Annotated in this window: 19 protein-coding genes; 6 read left to right on the plus strand and 13 right to left on the minus strand. The window is 66.8% G+C overall.

The window, feature by feature from the left end; translation table 11 throughout:
- Positions 1–60: 60 nt before the first annotated feature.
- The 7 genes from AB839_RS10525 to gap all read right to left on the minus strand — a co-directional run bounded on the left by AB839_RS10525 (position 61) and on the right by gap (position 10,508).
- The gene (locus AB839_RS10525; protein WP_005418861.1) at positions 61–1,065 is read right to left on the minus strand and encodes a class I fructose-bisphosphate aldolase; all 1,005 of its coding nucleotides are present in this window, start codon (positions 1,063–1,065) and stop codon (positions 61–63) included.
- A gap of 197 nt (positions 1,066–1,262) precedes the next feature.
- The gene (gene pyk / locus AB839_RS10530) at positions 1,263–2,729 is read right to left on the minus strand and encodes a pyruvate kinase (protein WP_005418863.1); all 1,467 of its coding nucleotides are present in this window, start codon (positions 2,727–2,729) and stop codon (positions 1,263–1,265) included.
- Positions 2,730–2,905: 176 nt separating this feature from the next.
- A complete protein-coding gene (locus AB839_RS10535) occupies positions 2,906–3,559 on the minus strand; it encodes an HAD hydrolase-like protein (protein ID WP_049413168.1) in 654 nt (217 codons plus the stop codon).
- On the minus strand, positions 3,556–4,731 hold the full coding sequence (locus AB839_RS10540; RefSeq protein ID WP_061479317.1) for a phosphoglycerate kinase: 1,176 nt from the start codon (positions 4,729–4,731) through the stop codon (positions 3,556–3,558). The genes AB839_RS10535 and AB839_RS10540 overlap by 4 nt, the downstream gene beginning before the upstream one ends.
- A gap of 595 nt (positions 4,732–5,326) precedes the next feature.
- On the minus strand, positions 5,327–6,703 hold the full coding sequence (locus AB839_RS10545) for a DUF3999 domain-containing protein (RefSeq protein WP_061479318.1): 1,377 nt from the start codon (positions 6,701–6,703) through the stop codon (positions 5,327–5,329).
- Positions 6,700–9,378, minus strand: a complete 2,679-nt coding sequence (locus AB839_RS10550) for a DUF2339 domain-containing protein (RefSeq protein ID WP_061479319.1) — start codon at positions 9,376–9,378, stop codon at positions 6,700–6,702. The genes AB839_RS10545 and AB839_RS10550 overlap by 4 nt, the downstream gene beginning before the upstream one ends.
- 125 nt (positions 9,379–9,503) lie before the next feature.
- Entirely contained in the window at positions 9,504–10,508 is a 1,005-nt protein-coding gene (gap, locus tag AB839_RS10555) for a type I glyceraldehyde-3-phosphate dehydrogenase (RefSeq protein WP_061479320.1), read from the minus strand.
- A gap of 192 nt (positions 10,509–10,700) precedes the next feature.
- On the opposite strand from gap, the gene AB839_RS10560 reads away from it, so the two are divergent.
- The 3 genes from AB839_RS10560 to AB839_RS10575 all read left to right on the plus strand — a co-directional run bounded on the left by AB839_RS10560 (position 10,701) and on the right by AB839_RS10575 (position 13,517).
- Entirely contained in the window at positions 10,701–11,330 is a 630-nt protein-coding gene (locus AB839_RS10560; protein ID WP_061479321.1) for an OmpW family outer membrane protein, read from the plus strand.
- 556 nt (positions 11,331–11,886) lie between these two features.
- Positions 11,887–12,705 carry a S1/P1 nuclease gene (locus AB839_RS10570; RefSeq protein WP_061479323.1) on the plus strand — a complete coding sequence of 273 codons (819 nt, stop codon included), beginning with the start codon at positions 11,887–11,889 and terminating at the stop codon, positions 12,703–12,705.
- 11 nt (positions 12,706–12,716) lie between these two features.
- Entirely contained in the window at positions 12,717–13,517 is an 801-nt protein-coding gene (locus tag AB839_RS10575; RefSeq protein ID WP_061479324.1) for an MBL fold metallo-hydrolase, read from the plus strand.
- A gap of 57 nt (positions 13,518–13,574) precedes the next feature.
- Here the strand turns inward: AB839_RS10575 and AB839_RS10580 are convergent, their stop codons facing one another.
- From AB839_RS10580 to AB839_RS10590, 3 genes are read right to left on the minus strand one after another with little or no spacing between them, the layout of a single operon-like run.
- Entirely contained in the window at positions 13,575–14,138 is a 564-nt protein-coding gene (locus AB839_RS10580; protein WP_061479325.1) for a hypothetical protein, read from the minus strand.
- Positions 14,135–15,337 (minus strand): TonB family protein, encoded by a 1,203-nt coding sequence (locus AB839_RS10585; RefSeq protein ID WP_061479326.1) that lies wholly within the window; start codon positions 15,335–15,337, stop codon positions 14,135–14,137. Before AB839_RS10585 ends, AB839_RS10580 begins: the two co-directional genes overlap by 4 nt.
- Complete coding sequence (locus AB839_RS10590) at positions 15,330–15,695, minus strand: BlaI/MecI/CopY family transcriptional regulator (RefSeq protein ID WP_061479327.1); 366 nt, start codon at positions 15,693–15,695, stop codon at positions 15,330–15,332. The genes AB839_RS10585 and AB839_RS10590 overlap by 8 nt, the downstream gene beginning before the upstream one ends.
- 118 nt (positions 15,696–15,813) lie before the next feature.
- Between AB839_RS10590 and AB839_RS10595 the strand changes: the two genes are divergently transcribed.
- From AB839_RS10595 to AB839_RS10605, 3 genes are all read left to right on the plus strand, one after another.
- Positions 15,814–16,371, plus strand: a complete 558-nt coding sequence (locus AB839_RS10595) for a flavin reductase family protein (RefSeq protein WP_005418896.1) — start codon at positions 15,814–15,816, stop codon at positions 16,369–16,371.
- 34 nt (positions 16,372–16,405) lie between these two features.
- Positions 16,406–18,358, plus strand: a complete 1,953-nt coding sequence (locus AB839_RS10600) for an acetyl-CoA hydrolase/transferase C-terminal domain-containing protein (RefSeq protein WP_061479328.1) — start codon at positions 16,406–16,408, stop codon at positions 18,356–18,358.
- A gap of 98 nt (positions 18,359–18,456) precedes the next feature.
- Positions 18,457–19,005, plus strand: a complete 549-nt coding sequence (locus AB839_RS10605; protein WP_061479329.1) for an NADAR family protein — start codon at positions 18,457–18,459, stop codon at positions 19,003–19,005.
- A gap of 115 nt (positions 19,006–19,120) precedes the next feature.
- Here the strand turns inward: AB839_RS10605 and tkt are convergent, their stop codons facing one another.
- The 3 genes from tkt to AB839_RS10620 all read right to left on the minus strand — a co-directional run bounded on the left by tkt (position 19,121) and on the right by AB839_RS10620 (position 23,064).
- On the minus strand, positions 19,121–21,118 hold the full coding sequence (tkt, locus tag AB839_RS10610) for a transketolase (RefSeq protein ID WP_061479330.1): 1,998 nt from the start codon (positions 21,116–21,118) through the stop codon (positions 19,121–19,123).
- A gap of 126 nt (positions 21,119–21,244) precedes the next feature.
- Entirely contained in the window at positions 21,245–21,667 is a 423-nt protein-coding gene (locus tag AB839_RS10615; RefSeq protein WP_227837915.1) for a hypothetical protein, read from the minus strand.
- A 77-nt stretch (positions 21,668–21,744) separates the two neighbouring features.
- The gene (locus AB839_RS10620) at positions 21,745–23,064 is read right to left on the minus strand and encodes a dicarboxylate/amino acid:cation symporter (RefSeq protein ID WP_061479331.1); all 1,320 of its coding nucleotides are present in this window, start codon (positions 23,062–23,064) and stop codon (positions 21,745–21,747) included.
- Positions 23,065–23,073 lie beyond the last annotated feature (9 nt).

Here is a 23,073-nt window from a genome sequence, read left to right on the forward strand (position 1 = left end):
CGCAAAAGCAAACGCCGGCGTGATGCCGGCGCTGCCTTGTTCATCCAGCGATGGGACGGATCAACCGTTCCACTTGCCCAGCGCCGCCAGGCCGTTGTCCCTGGCGCGCTCGTACACGGTCTTCTGGGCAGCAGCGTAGTTGCCCTTCATGTCCTTGGCCCACAGCTTCAGCGCGGCCTGCTGCATGGCGCGGCCGTAGGAGAAGCTCAGCGGCCACGGCAGGTTGCCCAGCTGGTTCATCGCGTTCAGGTGCTCGGTGGACTGCTCGTCGCTCTGGCCACCGGACAGGAACACCACGCCCGGCAGGATCGCCGGCACGGTGCTCTTCAGGCACATCACGGTCGATTCGGCCACTTCCTCGACGTCGGCCTGCTCATCGCAGCCCTTGCCGGAGATGACCATCGACGCCTTCAGGATGGTGCCTTCCAGCAGCACGTTCTGCTGGTACAGGGCGTCGAACAGCGAACGCAGGGTGGCTTCGGTGACTTCGTAGCAGGTTTCGATGTCGTGATCGCCGTCCATGATCACTTCCGGCTCGACCATCGGCACCAGGCCGCATTCCTGGCACAGCGCTGCATAGCGGGCCAGCGCATGGGCGTTGGACTCGATGCAGGTGCCCGACGGGATGCTCTCGCCGATGTTGATGACCGCACGCCACTTGGCGAAGCGCGCGCCCAGCTTGTAGTACTCCTGCAGGCGCTCACGCAGGCCATCGAGGCCTTCGGTCACCAGCTCGCCCGGGCAGCCGGCCAGCGGGTGCGCACCCTTGTCCACCTTGATGCCCGGAATCATGCCGTGGTCGGCCATGTACTTGGCGAACGGCACGCCGTCCTTGGTCGACTGGCGGATGGTTTCGTCAAACAGGATGGCGCCGGAAATGTGCTCGTTGAGCTTCGGCGTGGTCAGCAGCAGCTCGCGGTAGGCGCGACGGTTCTCCTCGGTGTTCTCGATACCGACGCCGGCGAAACGCTTGGCGATGGTAGCAGTGGATTCGTCGATCGCGATGATGCCCTTGCCCGGGGCGACCATGGCCTGGGCGGTTTCAGCCAGCTGTTCGATGCTCATGTATTTCCTGTGGCGGGTGCGGGAAAAACACAAGTATAGCCCCGCGGCCCGTTGCCTCGCCGTGGAGGACAGGATGGAAACGCTTCCAATGTCCGCACCGGACACGCCGTGTCCCGCCGTCGGGGGTCAGGGCCTCTGCGGGGGTCTGCCCCCGGGGTCGGATCCGCAACGCGGCGCCGGCCCCAGGGCAGCACTACTTACAGGTCGCCCAGGCCGATGGCGCGGCCGTCCTCACCCACTTCCAGCAGGCGCAGGGTATTGGTGGCACCGTGGGTTTCCATGTGCTCGCCACTGGTGAACACGACGCGATCACCGGCCTGCAGCAGTTCCGATTCAACCAGCAGGCGGATGCTGCCGCGCGCGGCTTCGCGCGGGGTCAGGCCGCGGCTGTCGAAGTTGATCGGGAACACATCGCGCATCAGCGCCATCTGGCGGCGCGCGCCGTCATGGCGCGTCACCGCGAACACCGGCGCCTTGGCGCGGAAACGCGACAGGTAACGTGCGGTGCCACCGGATTCGGTCATCGCCACGATCGCGCGCACGCCCACGTGCTGCGACAGGAACATGGTGGCCATGGCAATCGCCTGGTCGGCACGTTCCAGGTTGCGCGGCGACGCGTTGAAGTCGGTCTCGGTCTGGAACTGGCGCTCGGCCCCCAGGCAGATGCGTGCCATCGCCTCCACGGCCTTGACCGGGTAGGCGCCAGCGGCAGTTTCCGCCGACAGCATCACTGCGTCGGTGCCGTCGATGACCGAGTTGGCCACGTCCAGTACTTCGGCGCGGGTCGGGATCGGGCTTTCCACCATCGACTGCAGCATCTGCGTGGCGGTGATCACCACCTTGTTCTGCGCCAGCGAGGCCTTGATGATCTTCTTCTGCAGGCCCGGCAGCTCGGCATCGCCGATTTCCACGCCCAGGTCGCCACGGGCGACCATCACCACGTCGCTGGCCTCGACGATTTCTTCCAGGTTCTCGATTGCCTCGGTGCGCTCGATCTTCGACACCAGCGCGGCATCACAGCCGTGCGAACGGGCGATGTCGCGCGCATCGTTCATGTCCTGCGCATTGCGGCAGAACGACACGGCGATGAAGTCCACGCCGATCTTGGCAACGATGCCGATCAGCTCCTTGTCGCGCTCGGTCAGCGCACCCAGCGAGAGGCCGCCGCCCTGCTTGTTCAGGCCCTTGCGGTCGGACAACACACCATCATTCAGCACGGTGTTGACGATACGGTCGCCCTGCACTTCCACCACCTGCAACTGCATCAGGCCGTCGTCGAGCAGCAGCACATCACCCGGGCCGACGTCCTGCGGCAGGCCAAGGTAGCTCACGCCCACCTCGCTGGCAGTGCCCGGGCCGGCGTTCTCGCTGGCGATCAGGTCGAAGCGGTCGCCCGCCTTCAGCTGCACCTTGCCTTCGGCGAAGCGCTCGATGCGGATCTTCGGGCCCGGCAGGTCGGCCAGGATGCCCACTTCCACGCCCACGCGGGCCGCAGCGGCACGCACTTCGGCGGCACGCTTGGCCTGGCCGGACGGATCGCCATGGCTGAAGTTCAGGCGCACCACGTTGACGCCGGCGCGGAACAGATCCTCCAGCACGCCCGGCGGGTCAGTGGCCGGACCGAGGGTAGCAAGGATCTTGGTGCGACGCTGACGCTCGAACATGGTGGATGGGCCTCTCCCGGTAAAGAACGGAAATTAGCACATCCTTCACGCCGCATGTATACGGTTACAGCCTTGTGCCGCCTGACTTCGCGGGTCATGAAGCGGACATCGTCCGGACATACGCTGGCGCAGGGGCGGTTCTGTGGGGCCGAGCATGGGCTCGGCTCTACAGGAAGCTAGGCCAGCAGCGTTTCCAGCTGCGCCGGCTCACGTGCCAGCTGACTGGCACCGGCTTCCGTCAATTCCGCCTCTCCGCCAAAGCCCCACAGCACGCCGACACTGCGCAGGCCATGGTGGCGCGCGCCTTCGATGTCCATGCGCCGGTCGCCGATCATCCAGCACTGTGCCGGCTGCACCTGCAGCCGGCGCAGTGCTTCGCCGACCAGTTCCGGCTTGTGGCTGCGCGAGCCATCCAGGGTTGAACCGACGATCTCCTCGAACAGCCCACCGAACGGCAGGTGGGCGAGGATGCGGCGCGCGTGCGGCTCGTTCTTGGCGGTGACCACCGCCAGCCGGTGTCCACGGCCATGCAGCGTGCGCAGCGTGCCTTCCACCTGCGGGTACACCGTGTGCTCGCGCCAGCCTTCGACGTCGAAGCGCTCCCGGTAGTAGCCCACGGCCTGTTCCACCCGCGCCGGTTCGACGAACAACGGCGCGAAGGTGGTGCGCAGCGACGGACCGATCCAGCCCAGCAGGGTTTCCTGCGGCGGCACCGGATGATCCATCTTCTGCAGCGCATAGGCGATGCAGGCGGTGATGCCCACCTGCGAATCGATCAGCGTGCCGTCGAGATCGAAGAACAGCACATCCTTGCCGCGCTCGGCACTCATGCGCCGCGCGCGTCGAGTGCGGCGACAGCCGGCAGGGTCTTGCCTTCCAGGAATTCCAGGAACGCACCACCACCAGTGGAGATGTAGCTGACGTCGCCGGCGATATCGAACTTGTCGACCGCGGCCAGGGTATCGCCACCGCCGGCGATGGAGAACGCCTTCGAGCTGGCGATCGCGCGGGCCAGCGCTTCAGTGCCCTTGCTGAAGGCTTCGAACTCGAACACGCCGACCGGGCCGTTCCAGACCACGGTGCCGGCCTTCTCGATCAGCTGCGCGTACTGCGCGGCGGTCTGCGGGCCGATGTCCAGGATCAGGTCGTCTTCGGCAACGGCATCGACCGCCTTCACTTCTGCGGCAGCGTCGGGCAGGAACTGCTTGGCGGTGACCACGTCAACCGGCAGCGGAATGTCGGCGCCGCGTGCCTTGGCATCGGCCACGATCTTCTTCGCGGTGTCCAGCAGGTCCGGCTCGTACAGGGACTTGCCGACGTTGTAGCCAGCTGCGGCGATGAAGGTGTTGGCGATGCCGCCACCGACGATCAGCTGGTCGACCTTGCCGACCAGATTGGCCAGCAACTCCAGCTTGGTGCTGACCTTGCTGCCGGCGACGATGGCCAGCAGCGGCTTGGCCGGTGCATCCAGCGCCTGCGCCAGCGCGTCCAGTTCGGCCATCAGCAGCGGGCCACCGGCCGCGACCGGTGCAAAGCGGATGACACCGTGGGTGGAGGCCTGCGCACGGTGCGCGGTGCCGAAGGCATCCATCACGAACACGTCGCACAGGGCGGCGTACTTCTTCGACAGGGCCTCGTCATCCTTGCCCTCGCCGACGTTCATGCGGCAGTTTTCCAGCAGCACCAGCTGGCCCGGCTGCACGTCGACGCCGTCGACCCAGTCGCGCACCAGCGGAACTTCGCGGCCCAGCAGCTCGGACAGGCGCTGGGCGACCGGTGCCAGCGAATCGGCCTCGCTCCACACGCCTTCCTTCGGGCGCCCCAGGTGCGAGGTGACCATCACCGCCGCGCCCTGCTCCAGCGCGCGCTTGAGCGTCGGCAGCGAAGCGGTGATGCGCTGTTCGGAGGTGATGCGGCCATTCTCGATCGGCACGTTCAGATCCTGGCGGATCAGCACGCGCTTGCCGGAGAGGTCGAGGTCGGTCATGCGGACAATGGACATGGGCAACTCTTTGGCTCGGGGACGGGATGCCGGACTGCGGCAGACGGCCATTGTATCGGGTGCGGCTGGTGGGAGGGCCGATGCCTGCGGCAGGCAGAGGCGCAGGGCAAATGCAACAGCAACGGCAACGGCCAAAGCGCTGGCGCTTCGTGGTGCTGTGAGTGGGCAGGGGTGGTGTGGGCTGGCAGGGGTGTCAGCCCACACCGCCCCGGCCTCGACAGGCACCTGAGGTGATGCAGATGGCAAAGGCAAAAGCGGTTTCTGGTGCCGGAGAAAAATGTAGAGCCGAGCCCGTGCTCGGCGGGGTCTATCGCGAACAGCAGCCGAGCATGGGCTCGGCTCTACAAAGAGCGCCCTGCCAAACAGCTTTTGCTCTTCTTTTTTTCTTTCCGTGGGTGGACGCACACGGAAATTGTCAGAGGCCGGGCGGGGTGGGTTCGCGGGGGTGTCAGCCGCATGGATGCGGCTGCCAAGCCTACAAGGACGTACTTGCGGCGTCCCCCGCGAACCCGCCCCGCCCGGCCAAGCGCTGCTTTTGCTTTTGCTTTACGCGACCAACCGCCCACCCACGAGGGGCTGCGCCGTTCGCTGGAACCTATTCCGAAGGCGCAGGCTTCTGCCGAAGCAGGCTGAGCGCCAGGCCACCCACCACCAGTACGCCCAGGCCCAGCAACGCCCACAGCAACCACGATTTCCAATCGCGCTGCGGCTTCAGTGCTGCATCGCCGGCCAGCGGCTCCGGGCTGCCTTCCAGGCGCGCCAGTGTCGGCTGCCACGAAGGATCGTTGCGCTGCCGAAGTTCCTCGATCAGCACCCCGATCGGCGCGTCCGTGCGGCGCGCGGTCGCGCTGCCCACCGCCAGTGCGTAGGGCGCCGCACCCTGGCTCAGGAACACCAGCACTTCCGGCTGGTAGCCCAACCGCAGTGTCGGCGCGGTGGCGGTTTCCGCCGGATTCGCCACCAGTTTCCAGTAGCGGTCGCGGTGCACCCCGCCCAGCGGCTGTGCCGCCGACTGCTGGCGCTGGCCCTGCGTGCCCTGTTGTACCTGGTAGGCGATCCACGGCGCGCTGCGACGTTGCCATTCCGCACTCTCGTCATCGCGGCTGAACAGCGTCCATTGCACCAGGCTGTTATCGGTGCTGGCCACATCGGCACGCGCCACCGGGAACCGGCCATCCATCTCGAAGGTGTACTCGCCCTTGCCCAACGACGTCGGCTCCAGCGACAGCCATTCCCAAGGCAGCGTGGCCGGTGCTGGCGGCAGTTCCGCCAGTACGCCGCGCAGGGTCGGCAGGCGCGAGTCGCCCTGCGCCAGGATGCGCAGGTAGCGTGCAGCGCCGTCCACCTGCAGGCGGCGCTGCAGCAGGCGCTTGCCGGCGCGCTGCAGATCCACCAGCGGCACGTCGCGGCCAATCGATCGCCAGTGCTGCAGGTCGTCACTGGCATCCAGCTGCACCTGCGCCTGCAGCGGCTGGCCGCTGTCGGTCCAGTCCAGCACCAGTGCCGCCAGCGGCTGCTGGTCGAGCATGCTGGCGTCGATCAGCCAGCCGCCCTGCCCGCTCGCCGCTGCCCCGCCACCCACCCGCGCTTCGACCCGGCGCACGCGCCCATCGGTATCGCGCTCGGTCAGCAGCTGCAGGTCGTTGCGCTGGGCATCGGCCAGCGGCGGCAGCACGAACCACGGCAGTTCACGCTGCACCGGCGACTGCGCCAGCGGCTGGTCCGGCGCCAGCAGTGCCGACGGCAACAACTGGCTGGCCGCGTTGAACACCTGCAGATCGCTGAGATCGGCGGTTACGGCACGGCGGTAGATCGCCGGCTCCAGCACGATACGGTAGGCACCGGACTGCGCACTGGACAATGTAAGCGGCCATTGCTCGGCATACTGCGTGCGGTAATCAGCCGCCTGTACCACGACGGCGGCCAGCATGCCGAACATCGCCGGCAGCAGCGCCCTGCTCCACTTCCTCATTGCGTTTCCTCCACGGTCGGCGCCGCGCTTGGCGGTGCCGGTGCCAGATAACCCACTACCGTGCACAGCAGGCCGTAGGCGATGAACGATGCGATGCCCAGCAGGTTGCCCAGGTGCTGGCGATCGACAATAACCAGCTTGGCCAGCACCACGCCCATCAGCACGGCACCGACCATCCACAACACACGCTGGCTGCGACGCGAACCCCACACCCAGGCAATCACACCCAGCACGCTCCACAACACGGTCAGGCTGGTCTGCGCCAGGCTGAAGCGCATCATCGACGCATTCCACGCCAGTCCACCCCATTGGTGTACGCCATGCAGCACCAGGCTGGTCAACGCGAGGAAGGCCGCCAATGCCAGCAGCGGCATGCGGATGTTCAGCAATGCCTGCGGTGCCTGCGGTTGCTGATCGCCGTACAGCCAGCGCGCCAGCAGCAACAAGCTCAGCCACTGGCCGATCTCCGCCGGATTCAGCACCGGCAGCCACAGCAGCGGTGCGGCGTCGCCCGGCAGCAGCTGGCCGAACAGCCAGCCGATCGCCAGCAGGCCGAACAGCACGCACTGCAGCGGGACGCGCACGCTGTCGAAGGCCGCGCCCAGCGGCCAGCGCAATGCGTTCCAGCGCCACAGCGACAGCGCCGCCATCAGCAGCCACGGCAAGGTCACCAGCAGGGTCGTCCAACCCTGCGCCAGGCCGGCCTCGCCACCACCCCACAAGGCCAGCAGCGAAAGCAGCGACGGCCACAGCAGCCACCACAGGAACTGCGCGATGCGGGCCACGGTATCGCCGCCCTGGCGCAGGCACAGCAGGGTCCGCACGCCCAGCACCGCGAACACCGCCCAGGCCAGCGCGCCATGACCGGCGAACGGCTGGTGGTGTGCATCGCTCTGCATCAGGGCCAGCGGGAAGCCCAGCGCGAGCATGGCCAGCGCAGTAACGCCCAGCGCACGCGCCGGCTGGCGACGCTGCGCTTCGGCCGCCAGCCAGGCAGTGACCGCGGCCAGCACCAGCAACGCGTCCACTTCGGTGCGGTACGGGAAGAAGCGGGTGATCTCATGGACCAGGCCGCCCAGCCACCACAGCAGGCCCCACAGGTAATACACCAGTGCGACCTCATGACGCGGCCTGCGCTGGTAGCTCCACGCCGACGCGAAGCCGGCCAGGGCCAGCAGCAGCGCGCCAATGGCGGTCGGGTTGATCAGGAAGCGCAGGTCTTCGTGCCAGTGATCGCCACCGGCAACGAAGGCGAATGCGGCGCCGATCTGCAGCAACGCGCCGGAGACCTGCGGCAGCCAGCGCTTCTGGCGCAGCCCCAACCACGCCAGGCCAGCACCTTCCAGTGCAAACACGGCGCCGGTGGCGCGCGCCGACAATGCCAGCGGCACCGCCAGCGTGGCGAAGCCCACCGCCAGCACCGCATGCGACTGCGCCAGCACGGTGTAAGACGCGCGCGCGATCAGTGCCCGCGCCAGTACGGCGTAGATCGCCGCCAGGCCCAGCGCGCACAGCGCCAGCGTCATCGGCTGCGCGTGCAGCATGCCCGCCTGCAGCGAGAACGCGACCAGCGGCGTGCCGAACACTAGGCTGCCATCGATCAGGTCACGGCGGCCGGCCGGCTGGCGACGCGCGTACAGCAGCGGTATCAGCAGGTAGAACACGAAGAACAGCGCCAGGAACGGCTCGGTGCTGCTGAACTTGTCCGGTGCGTACTGCAGCACGCCCCAGAAGGTGCCAATGCCGAAGGTGAAGGCGAAACCCAGCAGGTTCAGCGCGCGCCATGGCCGGAACCAGGCGATGGCGAAGATGCCCGCGTTGAGCACGGCGTAATAGCTGAACAGCCCCACGTGGTTGCCACTGCCGGTGGACAACCACAGCGGTGCCATGAAGCCGGCCAGGATGCCCAGTACGGCCAGCGTGCGCGAGTTCTGCACCACCGCCAGCACGCACAGCCCGGCCACCAGTGCGATCGAACTGGCAAAGGCAAAGGCCGGCGGAATCAGGTCGAAGCGCTTGAACGCCGCGAAGATGGTCAGCAGCAGTACGCCGATGGCACCGCCCTGCAGCGCCAGCGCAAACAGCCGCCTGCGTTCGCGCTGGTGCCAGCCGAAGGCCAGCAGGCCCAGCGCAGCCACGGTGACGCCGGCCAGGCGCAGTTCGATCGGCAGCACCAGCCAGCCCTGGTCGCTGACGTACTTCAGCAGCGCAGCGACACCGGCCAGCAGCACCAGCATGCCGATCTTGACCGGCACGTTGCCTTCGGTGAACCAGCGCTTGACCGCACCGATGCCACGCTCGATGACATTGGGCAGTGCCGGTTCGGAAGGCAGCGGCGGCTGCACCGGCACCGGTGGCACCGGCGGTGGCGCAGCAGGACGGGGGACAGGCACCCCGGTGGGCGTTGCTTCGCGCACCGGTGGCTGCGGGGGCTGAGGCACAGCAGCGGCGGCCGGCCGCAGGAACGGTGGATCGGCGCTGGCAGCAGGTGCGGCCCCAGGCCGTTCAGGCGCGGATGCGGTGGCGGCCGGCCTGACGGCGGCCGGCGCGGCGGCCATCGCGCTTTCCAGCGCAGCGACGCGGCGGCGCAGGCCGGCAATCATCACCAGCGCGACCACCAGCAACAGCGGGATGGCCAGAAGAACCAGTACGACCAGGGCTATCAGTGCTTCCATTGCGTGCTTCCAATGCGATCCCGCGCCCCAGCGGCGGCGGTCGACCGCCCCATGCTACGACAGGGTGGGGCCCATAAACGACGAACCCCGGCCAGGCCGGGGTCCGTCTTCGATCCACACCGGCCTTACTTGGCGGCGATGACCTTGGCCATTTCCAGGCACTTGTTGGAGTAGCCCCACTCGTTGTCGTACCAGGTCACCAGCTTGACGAAGGTGCCGTCCAGGGCGATACCGGCGTCGGCGTCGAACACCGAGGTGCAGGTCTCGCCGCGGAAATCGGTGGCCACCACCTTGTCTTCGGTGTAGCCCAGGATGCCCTTCAGCGCGCCTTCGCTCTGTGCCTTCACTTCAGCGCAGATCTCGGCGTAGGTGGCTTCCTTCTCCAGCTCGACGGTCAGGTCGACCACCGACACGTCCGAGGTCGGGACGCGGAAGCTCATGCCGGTCAGCTTCTTGTTCAGTTCCGGGATGACCACGCCGACGGCCTTGGCCGCACCGGTGGACGAGGGAATGATGTTTTCCAGGATGCCACGGCCACCGCGCCAGTCCTTGTTGGACGGGCCATCGACGGTCTTCTGGGTGGCGGTGGCCGCATGCACGGTGGTCATCAGGCCGCGCTTGATGCCCCACTTGTCGTTGATGACCTTTGCCAGCGGGGCCAGGCAGTTGGTGGTGCACGAGGCGTTGGAGATGATTGCCTGGCCAGCATAGGTCTTGTCGTTCACGCCGAACACGAACATCGGCGTGTCGTCCTTCGACGGGGCCGACATGATGACCTTCCTGGCGCCGGCATCGATGTGCTTCTGCGCGGTTTCCTTGGTCAGGAACAGGCCGGTGGCTTCCAGCACCACGTCGGCGCCGACTTCGTCCCACTTCAGGTTGGCCGGGTCGCGCTCCTGGGTCAGGCGGATCTTCTTGCCGTTGACCAGCAGGTCGTTGCCCTGCACCGCCACGTCGGCCTCGAAGCGGCCGTGCACGGAGTCGTACTTGAGCATGTAGGCCAGGTAATCCGGCTCCAGCAGATCGTTGATGGCCACGATTTCGATGTCGTCGCCGAAGTTCAGCACCGCCGAGCGCAGGACGTTACGCCCGATGCGACCGAAACCGTTGATACCAACCTTGATTGCCATTTCTCAAGCTCCTGCAGCCGCGACGGGTGCGGCGGGATGGATAGGGCCCACAAGTCTAGCAGGCCGAGGCTGGCCACCGTGGGCCAGGCCGGGCCGCCAGCAGGTCGGCGGACAGGATTTGATCCGGATCAAAGCGTTAGCGCGGCGTGAGGCCGAGACTGTCGCCATCCACCCAGCAACGAGAACACCCCCATGCGCAAGACCTCCCCCCTGATCGTGGCCAGCCTGGCCGCCGCCCTGTCCCTCGCCGCCGCCCCGGCCATGGCCCAGTCCAAGGGCGACTGGACCGTTTCGGCCGGCGTGCACCAGGTGGCGCCGAAGTCGAACAACGGCTGGCTGGCCGGCGGCACCCTGAAGGTCGACGTCGACAACGACGTCAAGCCGACCATCACCGGCGAGTACTTCATCGCCGACAACCTGGGCATCGAAGTGCTGGCCGCACTGCCGTTCAAGCACGACATCAACATCAACGGCCTGGGCCGCGTCGGCAGCACCAAGCAGCTGCCGCCGGTGGTGACCGTGCAGTACCACTTCAACAGCAAGGGCAAGGTGTCGCCGTTCATCGGCGCGGGCGTGAACTACACCACCTTCTTCAGCGAAGACACCACCGGTGCATTGGCCGGCAGCAAGCTGAAGCTGCAGGATTCGTGGGGCCTGGCCGCGCATGCGGGCATCGACTTCGCGATCGGCGAGAAGGGCGCCCTGCGCGTGGACATGCGCTGGATCGACATCGACAGCAAGGTGAAGTTGAACGGCGAGAAGATCGGCACCGTCAACATCGATCCGCTGGTCTACGGCGCGTCCTACGTCTTCAAGTTCTAAGCGGTGTGTTGATTGCGGGGGCTTCGCCCCCGCTCCCCCGCTGCACGCACAAACCCTCGCAGCATGTTGCCCCGGTGATTGCCGGGGCTTTTTTGTTTGTGCGAGAAGCACCGGCTTCTGGAATTGGGCGGAGAGGGTGAGGTGATCGGGACACGCCGTAAATACGTCCCTGTAGGCTCGATCGCCGCATCCATGCGGCGAACGGTCCCGCTCACCTCACCCTCTCCACCCTTCCCATCTGCGCGCGCGTACCAGCTCAAGCAAAAGCAGCAGCACGCCCGGTCATTCGAAGCGTAATGGTTGCCTGCAACTGCAGGAGGCCGATTCTGATCCCGCATTTGTTTTTGATCCTGCCTTTGACGTTTACATCCGCCTCCGCCGCCATGTTTGGAGGGGAGCGCAGCGGGAGGGGCGGCGGGACCGTTGGCGCCATGGATGGCGCCATCGAGCCCCAGGGACGGATTTACGGCGTGTCCCGCCGCCCCTCCCTCTGCGCTCCCACTTCGGAACAGGAACGCGCCGCTCTTCAATCCACCTACCCCGCTAGAATGTGCGCATGAAAGCCCTGCACTCCCTGTTCCTCGCCGCCGCCCTGGCGCCGGCCCTGCTGTCCGTCTCCGCCCCCGCCCATGCCTGGGGCGCGCAAGGCCACCGCCTGGTTGCCGAAGTCGCCGACGCCCGCCTCAACCCCGCCGCCCGCGCCGAAGTGGACCGCCTGCTGGCCATCGAGCCAGACGCCACGCTGGCCAGCATCGCGCCCTGGGCCGACCAGCTGCGCGCCAAGGACCCGGGTCTGGGCCGTCGCTCGGCCGGCTGGCACTACGTCAACATCGCCGAAGACGACTGCCACTACGAAGCACCGAAGCACTGCAAGAACGGCAACTGCATCGTCGAGGCCCTGAAGGCACAGAGCGCCATCCTCGGTGATCGCAGCCTGACCGATGGCGAGCGCCTGCAGGCACTGAAGTTCGTCGTGCACCTGGTCGGCGATATCCACCAGCCGATGCACGCCGGTTACGCCCACGACAAGGGCGGCAACGATTTCCAGCTGCAGTTCGGCAACCGCGGTACCAACCTGCACTCGCTGTGGGACAGCGGCATGCTCAACACCCGCAAGCTGGACGATGCCGGCTACCTGCCGGTGCTGCAGGGCCAGCGCGCGCCAAAGCTGGCGCGCCAGTCCAACCCGCAGCGCGACCCGCAGGCCTGGGCCGAAGCCAGCTGCCGCATCTCCATGCAAGCTGGCGTTTATCCGGCGTCGCATAAAATCGGTGACGAATACACCGAGCGCTACCGGCCGCTGGCCGAAGCGCAGCTGCGACTGGCCGGTGAAAACCTGGCGCAGTTGCTGAATCGCGTGCTAGGCACGCGCTGAGGAGAATCCCGATGCCGGTCCAGGTGCAGTCGTTCTTCCACCGTGACAGCAATACCTTCAGCTACCTGGTCAGCGATCCGGCCAGCGGTGAGGCGGCGCTGATCGACCCGGTCCTGGACTACGACCCGGACACCGACGCCAGCAGCGAATCACCGCTGCGCGGGGCATTGCAGGCCATCGAACAGCAGGACCTTCAGCTGCGCTGGCTGCTGGAAACCCATGCCCATGCCGACCATGTATCGGCCGGGCGCCGGCTCAAGCAGCGCTTCCCGCAGGCCACGCTGGCCATCGGTGAAGGCATCCGCGCGGTGCAGGCCACGTTCGCGCCGCGCTATGGCCTGCAGCTTCCGGCCGCCGATGAGATCTTCGATCACCTGTTCAGCGACGGCGAAACCTTTGCCATTGGCGAGCTGCAAGGACAGGTGATCGCCGTGCCCGGCCACACCAGCGACAGCATCGCCTACCTGATCGGCGATGCGCTGTTCACCGGTGACTCGCTGTTCATGCCCGACGGAGGCACCGCACGCTGCGATTTCCCGGGTGGCGATGCCGCACAGCTGTACCGCTCGATCCAGCGCCTGCTGGCCCTGCCCGATGCCACCCGCGTGTTCGTCTGCCACGACTACGGCCCGGGCGGCCGCGACTTCGCCAACGAAACCACCATCGGCGAACAGCGCGCGCACAACATCCACGTGCATGACGGCGTGGCCGAGGCAGAGTTCGTCAGCGTGCGCCAGGCCCGCGATGCCACGCTGGAAGAACCGAAGCTGATGCAACCGGCGGTGAAGGCCAACATCCAGGGTGGGGCCTGATCCACGCCGCTGCGCCCGCCGGGCATGGCCCGGCGCTACCCCGGTCATCGCGAGCGATCATTTTCCCTGCGTGCGCACCACGTGCTGGCCCTTCACGATCTCGAAGGTGAAGGCGTACTGCAGGGTGACCGCCACCGGCTCGACGCGCTCGGCGCCGCGACAGTCGCCGCGGTCGGCAGGCACCTTGCCAGCCGCGAAGTGGCAGACCGCTGCGGACGAGTACTTCCACATCGCCACGGCCTCCTGCGCGGCCTGCAGCAGGGGCGCATTCTCGCCCGCAGCACCTGCCGCGCACTCCGGGCGATCGGTCAATGGCAGGCTGCGCTCGACGACGCCGTTGGCATCAACCACCACCTGCAGGCAGATCGTGGTCGGCGCCAGTTCCGCACGCGGGTCACGATCGCCGACCTCCGGGTCCGGTGCCGCGTACAACTGCGGCATCCGGTAGCCTTCGGTCGCACCCAGCGAATACGCCTGCAACTGCCCACTGCCACCGTCCGCCTGCGGCTGCAGTCGCTGGTGGCCGACATTCTCGCTGCGGGTGTGCACGGTGGCCAGCCGTTCCTGGCTCGCACACCCCACCATCAGCGCCGCCACCACGAGCAGCGGCGCGGACTTCACTGGGCGTCCTCGCTGTTGTCCATCGCAAAGGTGATCGGAATCTTCACTGCGCCTGCCACCGGCTTGCCGTTCTTCATCGCCGGCCGATAGGTCCAGCTGCGCGCTGCGGTGATCGACACCGCGTCGAACACACCCGGATTGGTGGCACTGAGCACTCTGACATCGGTGGGTTGGCCGCTGGCGTCCACTTCCACGCGCAGGTTCACCACGCCCACCTGGCGTTGCTCGAACGCGGACCTGGGATAGGAGGGCGGTGGCATCTTGACGACCTGGATCTCCCGATCCGTGACCGCCGCTGCCGGGCGGCCGGCCATCGCACCGCCCTGGCTGGCCCACGCTACTGCGCCCATTCCCAGGCACAACCCGACGACCAGCACCTGCCCCGATACCCACGGCAATGCCTTCCGCTTGGACTGCTTCAACATGGCGATACGCTCCTTCAACACGGGTTGGCTGCGCCAATGGCAGACCGCTGGCGCAACCGGGTGGACCAGCTGCGCCTTCAGCAGCGTGCCGGCATAAAGGCCGCGCAGCGTAGGCTGCGGGGCGATGGTACGGGCATCGCAGGCCAGTTCCTGGTCGCGCAGGAAGCGGCGTGCGGCCCAGGACAGCAGCGGGTGGAACCAGAACACCGCGCGCGCCAGCAGCAACGCGCCGTTGGCCCAGTGATCGCCATTGCGACGGTGGCTGCGCTCGTGCTGCAGGATCAGCCCCTGTTCCTGTGCGCTGAACTGTTGATCGAAGTCCGGGCCAACCACGATTCGCGGCCGCCACAGGCCAACCAGTGCTGGCAGGCCTGGATCACTACTGGCCTGCCAGCTGCCATCGGCGCGCGGCTTCAGCGGGCCCATGCGCCGTTCGAAACGACGCTGTGCGCGCAGGTCGCGCAGCAGGCAGATGCCCATGCCCAGCGCCCATGCCAGCAGCAACAGCGGTGCCCATGGCAGCGACGGCCCTGCCAGTTCGTCCACCGCCCCTGGCTCGACTTTCAGCGGCACTGTCGGCACGTGCTGCAACAGCGCAGCCTGCGGCAACGGCAGCAGCAAGGTCACCAGCAGCATCGGCAACAACCACCAGCTGCGATAAGCCAGTCCAGCGCCCCCCACCCACACCAGCAGCGGTCGCAGCACGGCCAGCAGGATCACCCCCATGGCCAGCCACACGCTGGCCTGCCACAGTCCACCGAGCAGCTCAGTCATGGTCCAGCTCCTGGATCAGCTTCTTCAGTTCGGCGATGTCCTGTGCGCTCAGCTGGCCGCGCTCGCTGAAGTGCGCCACCAGCGGCGCCACGCGCCCTTCGAAGACACGGCCGATGAAGTCCTGGCTCTGCGCCTCCACCCAGGCCTGGCGCTGCAACAGCGGGCGATACAGATAGCGCCGTCCATCGCGCTCGGCGGCGATCGCGCCCTTGGTCAGCAGGCGGTTGAGCAGGGTCTTGATGGTCGGCTCGGCCCAGTCACGGTGGGCCAGCGCGGCGACCACTTCGTCGGCACTACGCGGTGCCTGATGCCACAGCACCTCCATCACAACGGCTTCGGCTTCGCTGATCGGGGTCATGATTTACATCCGTAATCGACAGTTCGATTACGCTCGTAATCGAACCGGCTGTCAAGCCCCTCGACTCCGGATTCATCGGCTTTGCGCCAGCATCGAGCCCTCCCAGCCGAGGCCTCGGATGAAAGCGCTTCCCAAGAAGGAATTCCCGGTCGAGCAGGCCCGCCGCTTCCTCGAACCCGGCCCGATCGTGCTGGTCAGCACCGCCTGGCGCGGCCAGCACAACCTGATGACGATGGGCTGGCACATGGTGATGGGCTTCTCGCCGTCGCTGGTCGCCACCTACCTGTGGAATGAAAACCACAGCCATGCACTGGCCGTCGGCAGTGGCGAGTGCGTGATCAACGTACCCGGCGTGGAACTGCTCGATACCGTGGTGGACATCGGCAACTGCAGCGGCCGCGAGGTCGACAAGTTCGCCCGTTTCGGGCTCGATGCGCTGCCCGCGCGCGAGGTCGGCGCGCCGCTGGTCGGGCAGTGCCACTCGAACTTCGAATGCCGCTTGTACGACGACAGCCAGGTGGCGTCGAGCAATCTGTTCATCTGGGAGATCGTGCGCGCCCATGTTGCGCCCCGGCCGAAACTGCCGCGCACGGTGCATTACCGCGGCGATGGGCAGTTCATGGTGTCCGGCGCAGAAGTCTCGCGTCGACGGCGGTTCAAGCCCGACATGCTGTAATGCCCGCACTCCCCCACACGCAGGACCGCCGCGCATGACCGAACACCTCACCGACCTGGACGCCGCCGTCGACTGGCTGTTTGCGCGCGTGGACGGGCCGCTGCGGATCGGGGCACCGCTGGCACTGGGCAAGCCGCATCGGCTGCTCAACGCCCTGTATGCGCGCGTCGAGCACGATCCCTCACGGCCGCTGCAGCTGTATACCGCGCTGTCGTTGAACCCGCCGAAGGCGCGTGGCAACGGCCTGGAGGCACGCTTCCTTGCGCCGTTCGCGCAGCGCCACTTCGGCGACGATTTCCCGCGCCTGGCCTATGCCGATGCGATCGCGCGCGACGCGTTGCCAGCGCACGTGCAGGTGGAAGAGTTCTACATGCAGTCCGGCGCCCTGCTCGGTTCGCGGCGGGCGCAATCCAGCTATACCAGCCTGAACTACACCCATGCCGCCGACGCGGTCGCGCAGCGCGCGCCGCAGGTGATCGTGCAGAAGGTGGCGATGCGGCCGAATGACCGTCGGCTTTCGCTGTCGTGCAACAACGACATCACCCAGGACACGCTCGATGCGATGACCGCGCGTGGCCTGCCACGCCCTTTGCTGATTGCCGAGATCGATCCGCAGCTGCCCTATCTGGGCGGCTCGGCGACGGTCGATGTGTCGTTCTTCGATCTCGTGATCACTCCGCCTCCGCCGTACCCGGCGCTGTTCGGGCTGCCGCGGCAGCCGGTCGGCGACGCCGACTACGCCATCGGCCTGTATGCCAGCACCCTGGTACGCGATGGCGGCACCCTGCAGATCGGCATCGGCACGCTGGCCGATGCCCTCAGCCATGCGCTGGTGCTGCGCCACACCGACAACGCGCGCTACCGCCGCGTGCTGCACGCGCTGGATCCGCAGCTGGCCAGCCACCCGCTGGTGCAGGAAATCGGCGGTGTGGATCCGTTCGAGGTGGGCCTGTACGGCTGCAGCGAGATGCTCAATGAAGGCTTCCGCCGCCTGGTGCAGACCGGGGTGATCAGGCGCAAGGTGCACGACGACCTGGCGCTGATGCAGCGCATCGAGAATGGCAGCACGTTGTCGATCGACCACGCCACCCTCGCCGCGGAAGGCGAGTACCTGCATGGCGCGTTCTACCTGGGCTCGCCGGAGTTCTACGAGTGGCTGCGCACGCTGCCGGAAGACGAATGCCGTGCGATCGGCATGCGCCGCATCAGCGAGATCAACCAGCTGTATGGCGGTAACGAGGCACTGGAGCGCCTGCAGCGCCGCCATGCGCGTTTCTTCAATTCCTGCATGATGGCTACCGCGCTCGGCGCGGCGGTATCGGATGCGCTGGACGATGGACGCGTGGTGTCCGGCGTGGGCGGCCAGTACAACTTCGTGGCGATGGCACATGCCCTGCCGGAAGCGCGCAGCGTGCTGATGTTCCGTGCCGCACGCGATGACAAGGGCCGCCGGGAATCGAACGTGCGCTGGAACTACGGCCACACCACCATCCCTCGCCACCTGCGTGACATCTACCTCAACGAGTACGGCATCGCCGATCTGCGCGGGCTGACCGACGAGGACTGCGTGCACGCAATGACCGCGATCACCGAGGCGCCGTTCCAGGATGAGCTGCTGCAGCAGGCGCAGGCCGCGCGCAAGCTTCTGGCGGCCGCGCAACCGGATCCGGCGCGTCTGCAGCGCAATACGCCGCAGGCATTGGCGGCAGCGCTGGCACCGTTCCGCGCCGATGGCAGCCTGCCGGACTATCCGTTGGGCAGCGACTTCAACGAGATCGAGCAGGTGCTGGTCAAAGCGCTGGGTTGGCTGAAGGCCAATACGCAGACCCGCAGCGGCAAGCTGCGCACCGTCTGGGCAGCGCTGCGGCAACCGGCCGGCGACGGCGATGCGGTGTACCTGCAGCGCATGGGTCTGCAGGCACCGAAGGATTTCGCAGAGCGCCTGGATGCGCGACTGCTGCGCCTGGCACTGGCGCGCACTGCGTAAGCACTGGTGGCGCCGGGCCATGCCCGGCGAATGGGGATCGCTGCCAACCAAGCTTGGCAGCTCCCGGAGCGCCGTCGCTGACGCGGTATCCTGTAGCGATGAAAGACGACTCCCGTTTCCTGCGTGACCTGCAGCAGCGCCAGGCCGCAGGCGAAGACCTGCGTTACCTCTGCTTCTGGGGCCACCAGCCGCCGCGCATCGGTGTGTCCGCCTCGTGCTTCAGCCAGTGGTATGACGCAGGCTTCGACATCGATGGCATGCACTACCGCACCGCCGAGCACTACATGATGGCCGGCAAGGCGCGCCTGTTCGGTGCCACCGGCCTGCTCGACACGATCATCGCCAGCGCCACGCCGGACAAGGCCAAGGCGCTCGGCCGCAAGATCGAAGGCTTCGACGAGGCGCTCTGGACGCAGGCACGCTACGACCTAGTCGTGGAGGGCAACAAGGCCAAGTTCGCGCAGAACCCGGAACTGGGCGCGTTCCTGCGCTCCACCGAAGGCTGGGTGCTGGTCGAAGCCAGCCCGGTGGACGTCATCTGGGGCATCGGCCTGGCCAAGGACCACGCCGACGCGCACAACCCGGCACAGTGGCGCGGATTGAACCTGCTGGGGTTCGCGTTAATGGACGTGCGCGAGGCGATGTAGCGTTTATCCACGCACGGCGTGGATCTACTGGCAAGACGACCGATTCGTTTCGCCCCGCAGAAAAAGAGAAAGGCCGGCTTGCGCCGGCCTTTCCTTCATCACTCCATGTCGCTGCTTACAGCGCCTTGGCCGCTTCCACCACGTGCGCCGTGGTGATGCCGAAGTGCTTGTACAGCTGGTCGGCCGGGGCCGAGGCACCGAAGGTGTCGATACCGATCACCGCACCGTCCAGGCCTACGAACTGGCGCCAGAAACCGGTGACGCCAGCTTCCACGGCCACGCGCTTGCGCACCGCGTTCGGCAGCACCGATTCACGGTAGGCCGCATCCTGGCGCAGGAACACGTCGGTGGACGGCATCGAGACCACGCGGGTCTTGATACCGGCCGCATCCAGCTGGGCCTTGGCTTCGGTAGCCAGCGAGACTTCCGAACCGGTGGCGATCAGGATCACGTCCGGGGTACCGGCGGCATCGGCCAGCACGTAACCGCCGCGCTCGATCTGCTTGATCTGCTCGGCGCTGCGCGGCTGGTGCGGCAGGTTCTGGCGGCTGAACACCAGGCAGCTCGGGCCGTCCTGGCGGGTGATCGCGGCCTTCCAGCTCACCGCCGACTCGACCGCATCGCACGGGCGCCACACGTCGTTGTTCGGGATGTAGCGCAGCGAGGCCAGGTGCTCCACCGGCTGGTGGGTCGGGCCGTCTTCGCCCAGGCCGATCGAGTCGTGGGTATAGACGTGGATGGCGTGGGCCGGAATCAGCGCGCTCATGCGCACGCCGTTGCGGGCGTAATCGCTGAACACCAGGAAGGTGGCGTCGAACGGAATGAAGCCACCGTGCAGGGCCAGGCCATTGGCGATGGCGGTCATGCCGAACTCGCGCACGCCGTAGTACACGTAGTTGGCGTTGGCGTCGTCGCTGGCGACCGACCTGCTGCCCTTCCACAGGGTCAGGTTGGAGTGCGCCAGGTCGGCCGAGCCACCGACGATTTCCGGCAGCAGCGGCGCATAGGCTTCGATGGCCAGCTGCGAGGCCTTGCGCGATGCAATCGTCGGGCCTTCAGCGGCCACCTGGGCGATGTAGGCATCGGCCTTGGCAACGAAGTCGGCTGGCAGCTCGCCGTGCGAGCGGCGGGTCAGCTCAGCCGCCTCTGCCGGATACTGGCTGGCGTACTTGTCGAACAGCTGTTCCCACTCGGCCTGACGCAGGGTGCCGGCGCCATTGGCGCGCCAGCCGTCGTAGATCGCCTGCGGGATCTCGAACGGGCCGTATTCCCAGCCCAGCTGCTTGCGGGTGGCTTCCAGCTCGTCCTTGCCCAGCGGGGCACCGTGGCTGGATTCCTTGCCCGCCTTGTTCGGCGAACCGAAGCCGATGGTGGTGCGGCAGCAGATCAGGGTCGGCTTGTCGCTCTGCGACAGCGCGACCTCGATGCCGGCCTTGATGCTTTCCGGGTCGTGGCCGTCAACATCGCGAACCACGTTCCAGCCATAGGCCTCGAAACGTTCCGGGGTGTTGTCGGTGAACCAGCCCTCGACGTTGCCGTCGATGGAGATGTGGTTGTTGTCCCAGAAGCAGACCAGCTTGTGCAGGCCCCAGGTGCCGGCCAGCGAGGCGGCTTCGTGCGACACGCCTTCCATCAGGCAGCCATCACCCATGAACACCCAGGTGCGGTGGTCGACCACTTCCAGCTCCGGGCGGTTGAAGCGCTGTGCCAGCAGCTTCTCGGCCAGGGCGAAGCCCACGGCATTGGCGAAACCCTGTCCCAGCGGGCCGGTGGTGGTTTCCACGCCCGGGGTCTCGTGGCGCTCCGGGTGGCCGGCGGTGTGGCTGCCCAGCTGGCGGAACAGCTTGAGCTGCTCGATCGGCAGGTCGTAACCGCTCAGGTGCAGCAGCGCGTACTGCAGCATCGAACCGTGGCCGTTGGACAGCACGAAACGGTCGCGGTTGAACCAGTGCGGGTTGCTCGGGTTATGGCGGAGGTAGTCGTTCCAGAGGACTTCGGCGATGTCGGCCATGCCCATGGGCATGCCGGGGTGGCCGGACTTTGCGGTTTCAACCGCATCGGCGGCGAGGAAGCGGATGGCGTTGGCCAACTGGCGACGGGTAGGCTGCGTCATGGTTCTGTCGGAATCGGGAGGCGGCCGCGGACGTGCGGGCGGCCTATTGTCCCACAGACGCGGGGCCGGGTTCAGGCGTAGGACCAGATCCCTTGCCGGTGAAAGGGATCTGGTCCCGCCAACCCCTTACTTGGGCGCGGCAGCCTCGATCACGCCACACATCGACTTCTTCTGGAAGTCCTCGCCAGTGGCGTAGGTAGCCGGGGTGGTCTTGGTCACGGTGATCTTCGAACCCTTGCCCTCGGCTTCAACCAGCACGTTCCACGGCAGGGTGGTCTGGCCACCATTGAACTGGACGTTCTGTTCCAGGGTCAGCATGCCCAGGTCCTTGTCCACGCTGGCCACCTTCAGGCCCGACTTCACGCCCTCGATCTGGATACGCTTGAGAGCGTCGGCCGGGGTAACGTTGGGCACCACGTCCCAGGTGGTGAAGGTGCGCCCGGCGAAGAAGCTGCCGGTCTTGGTGTAGTTGGTTTCACAGGCCTTCTGGGCACTGGCGTCGAAAGCCAGCAGGCCCAGGGCGGCGACCATCACGTACGAAATCCTCATTTCTGCTCCCTTTCGCACGGCGCCAATCCCGACGCCTTCCATGCGTCGGGATAGTATCCATGGCATTCAGGGCGCGTTCAATCGAGGGGCGTGCCCAGCGCCGGTCCGTCATGGGACTCGCCCTTGGCCACCAACGTGGTCAGGGCCAGGTCGCCGGTCACGTTCAGGGCGGTACGGCACATGTCCAGGAAGTGGTTCACGCCCAGGATCAGGCCGATGCCCAGCGGGTTCACCCCGACCATCGCGCAGATCATCGCCACCACCGGCAGCGAGCCCGACGGCACGCCCGCCGTGCCGATGCCGCCAAGGATGCAGACCGCCATCACCATGATCTGCTGGCCAATGCTCAGGTCCACGCCGAAGAACTGGGCCAGGAAGATCACCGTCACGCCCTCGAACAGGGCGGTGCCGTTCTGGTTGGCGGTGGCACCCACGGTCAGCACGAAGCGCGACACACGCTGCGGCAGGCCCATCTGGTCCGCCACGCGCAGTGCGGTCGGCAGGGTCGCGTTGCTGGAGGCGGTGGAGAACGCCATCACCGTCGCTTCCTGGGTATCGCGGAAGAACGACAGCGGCGAGCGGCCAGACAGCCATACGGCAGTACCGTAGGTCACCACCATGTGCAGGCCGAGTGCCAGCACCACCACGCCCACGTAGGCGCCCAGGCGGATGATCAGCTCGAAGCCGAACAGCGCGGCCAGGTTGAACATGAAGCAGGCCACCGCATAGGGGGCCAGGCGGATGACCAGGTTGATCAGGGTCATCGAGATTTCAAACACGCCTTCGATGGCGCGGCGCAGCGGGGCGACCTTCTCATTGTCGGTCAGTACCATGCCGATGCCGAACATCAGCGCGAAGAACATCAGCGACAGGATCGCGCCGTTGTCCGACGCGGCCTGCAGCACATTGCTCGGCACGATCGACAGCAGCATGTCCATGCCCTTCGGCGTGCCATGGATGCCAGCGACGATTTCCTTGCTGCGCTCGGCGTTCTCCGACAGCATCATCGCGGCGACCTGCGGATCCACGCCGGCGCCCGGCTTGAGCAGGTTGACCAGCACCAGGCCGATGCCTACGGCAATGCCGGACAGCAGCACGGTATAGGCCAGGGTCTTCCAGCCGATGCGGCCCAGGGCGCGGATGTCGCCCATCTCCGACACGCCCATGATCAGCGCCGAGAAGATCAGCGGCACGATCAGCATGAAGATCAGGTTGAGGAACAGGCCCGACGCCGGGGTGGTGACGTAGTCCATGACCCACTTGGCACCGGCCTGCAGGCCATCGACGCTGCCGCCCAGGGCGTGCACGATCAGTCCCAGGATCAGGCCGATCGCAAAGCCGATGCCCATCTTCCAATGCAGGGGCAACTTCTTCTTGTCGGCAGCAGCTACTGTCATGCGCGGGTT

It is taken from the genome of Stenotrophomonas sp. DDT-1, from assembly GCF_001580555.1.
GTDB classification, from domain to species: Bacteria; Pseudomonadota; Gammaproteobacteria; order Xanthomonadales; family Xanthomonadaceae; genus Stenotrophomonas; species Stenotrophomonas sepilia.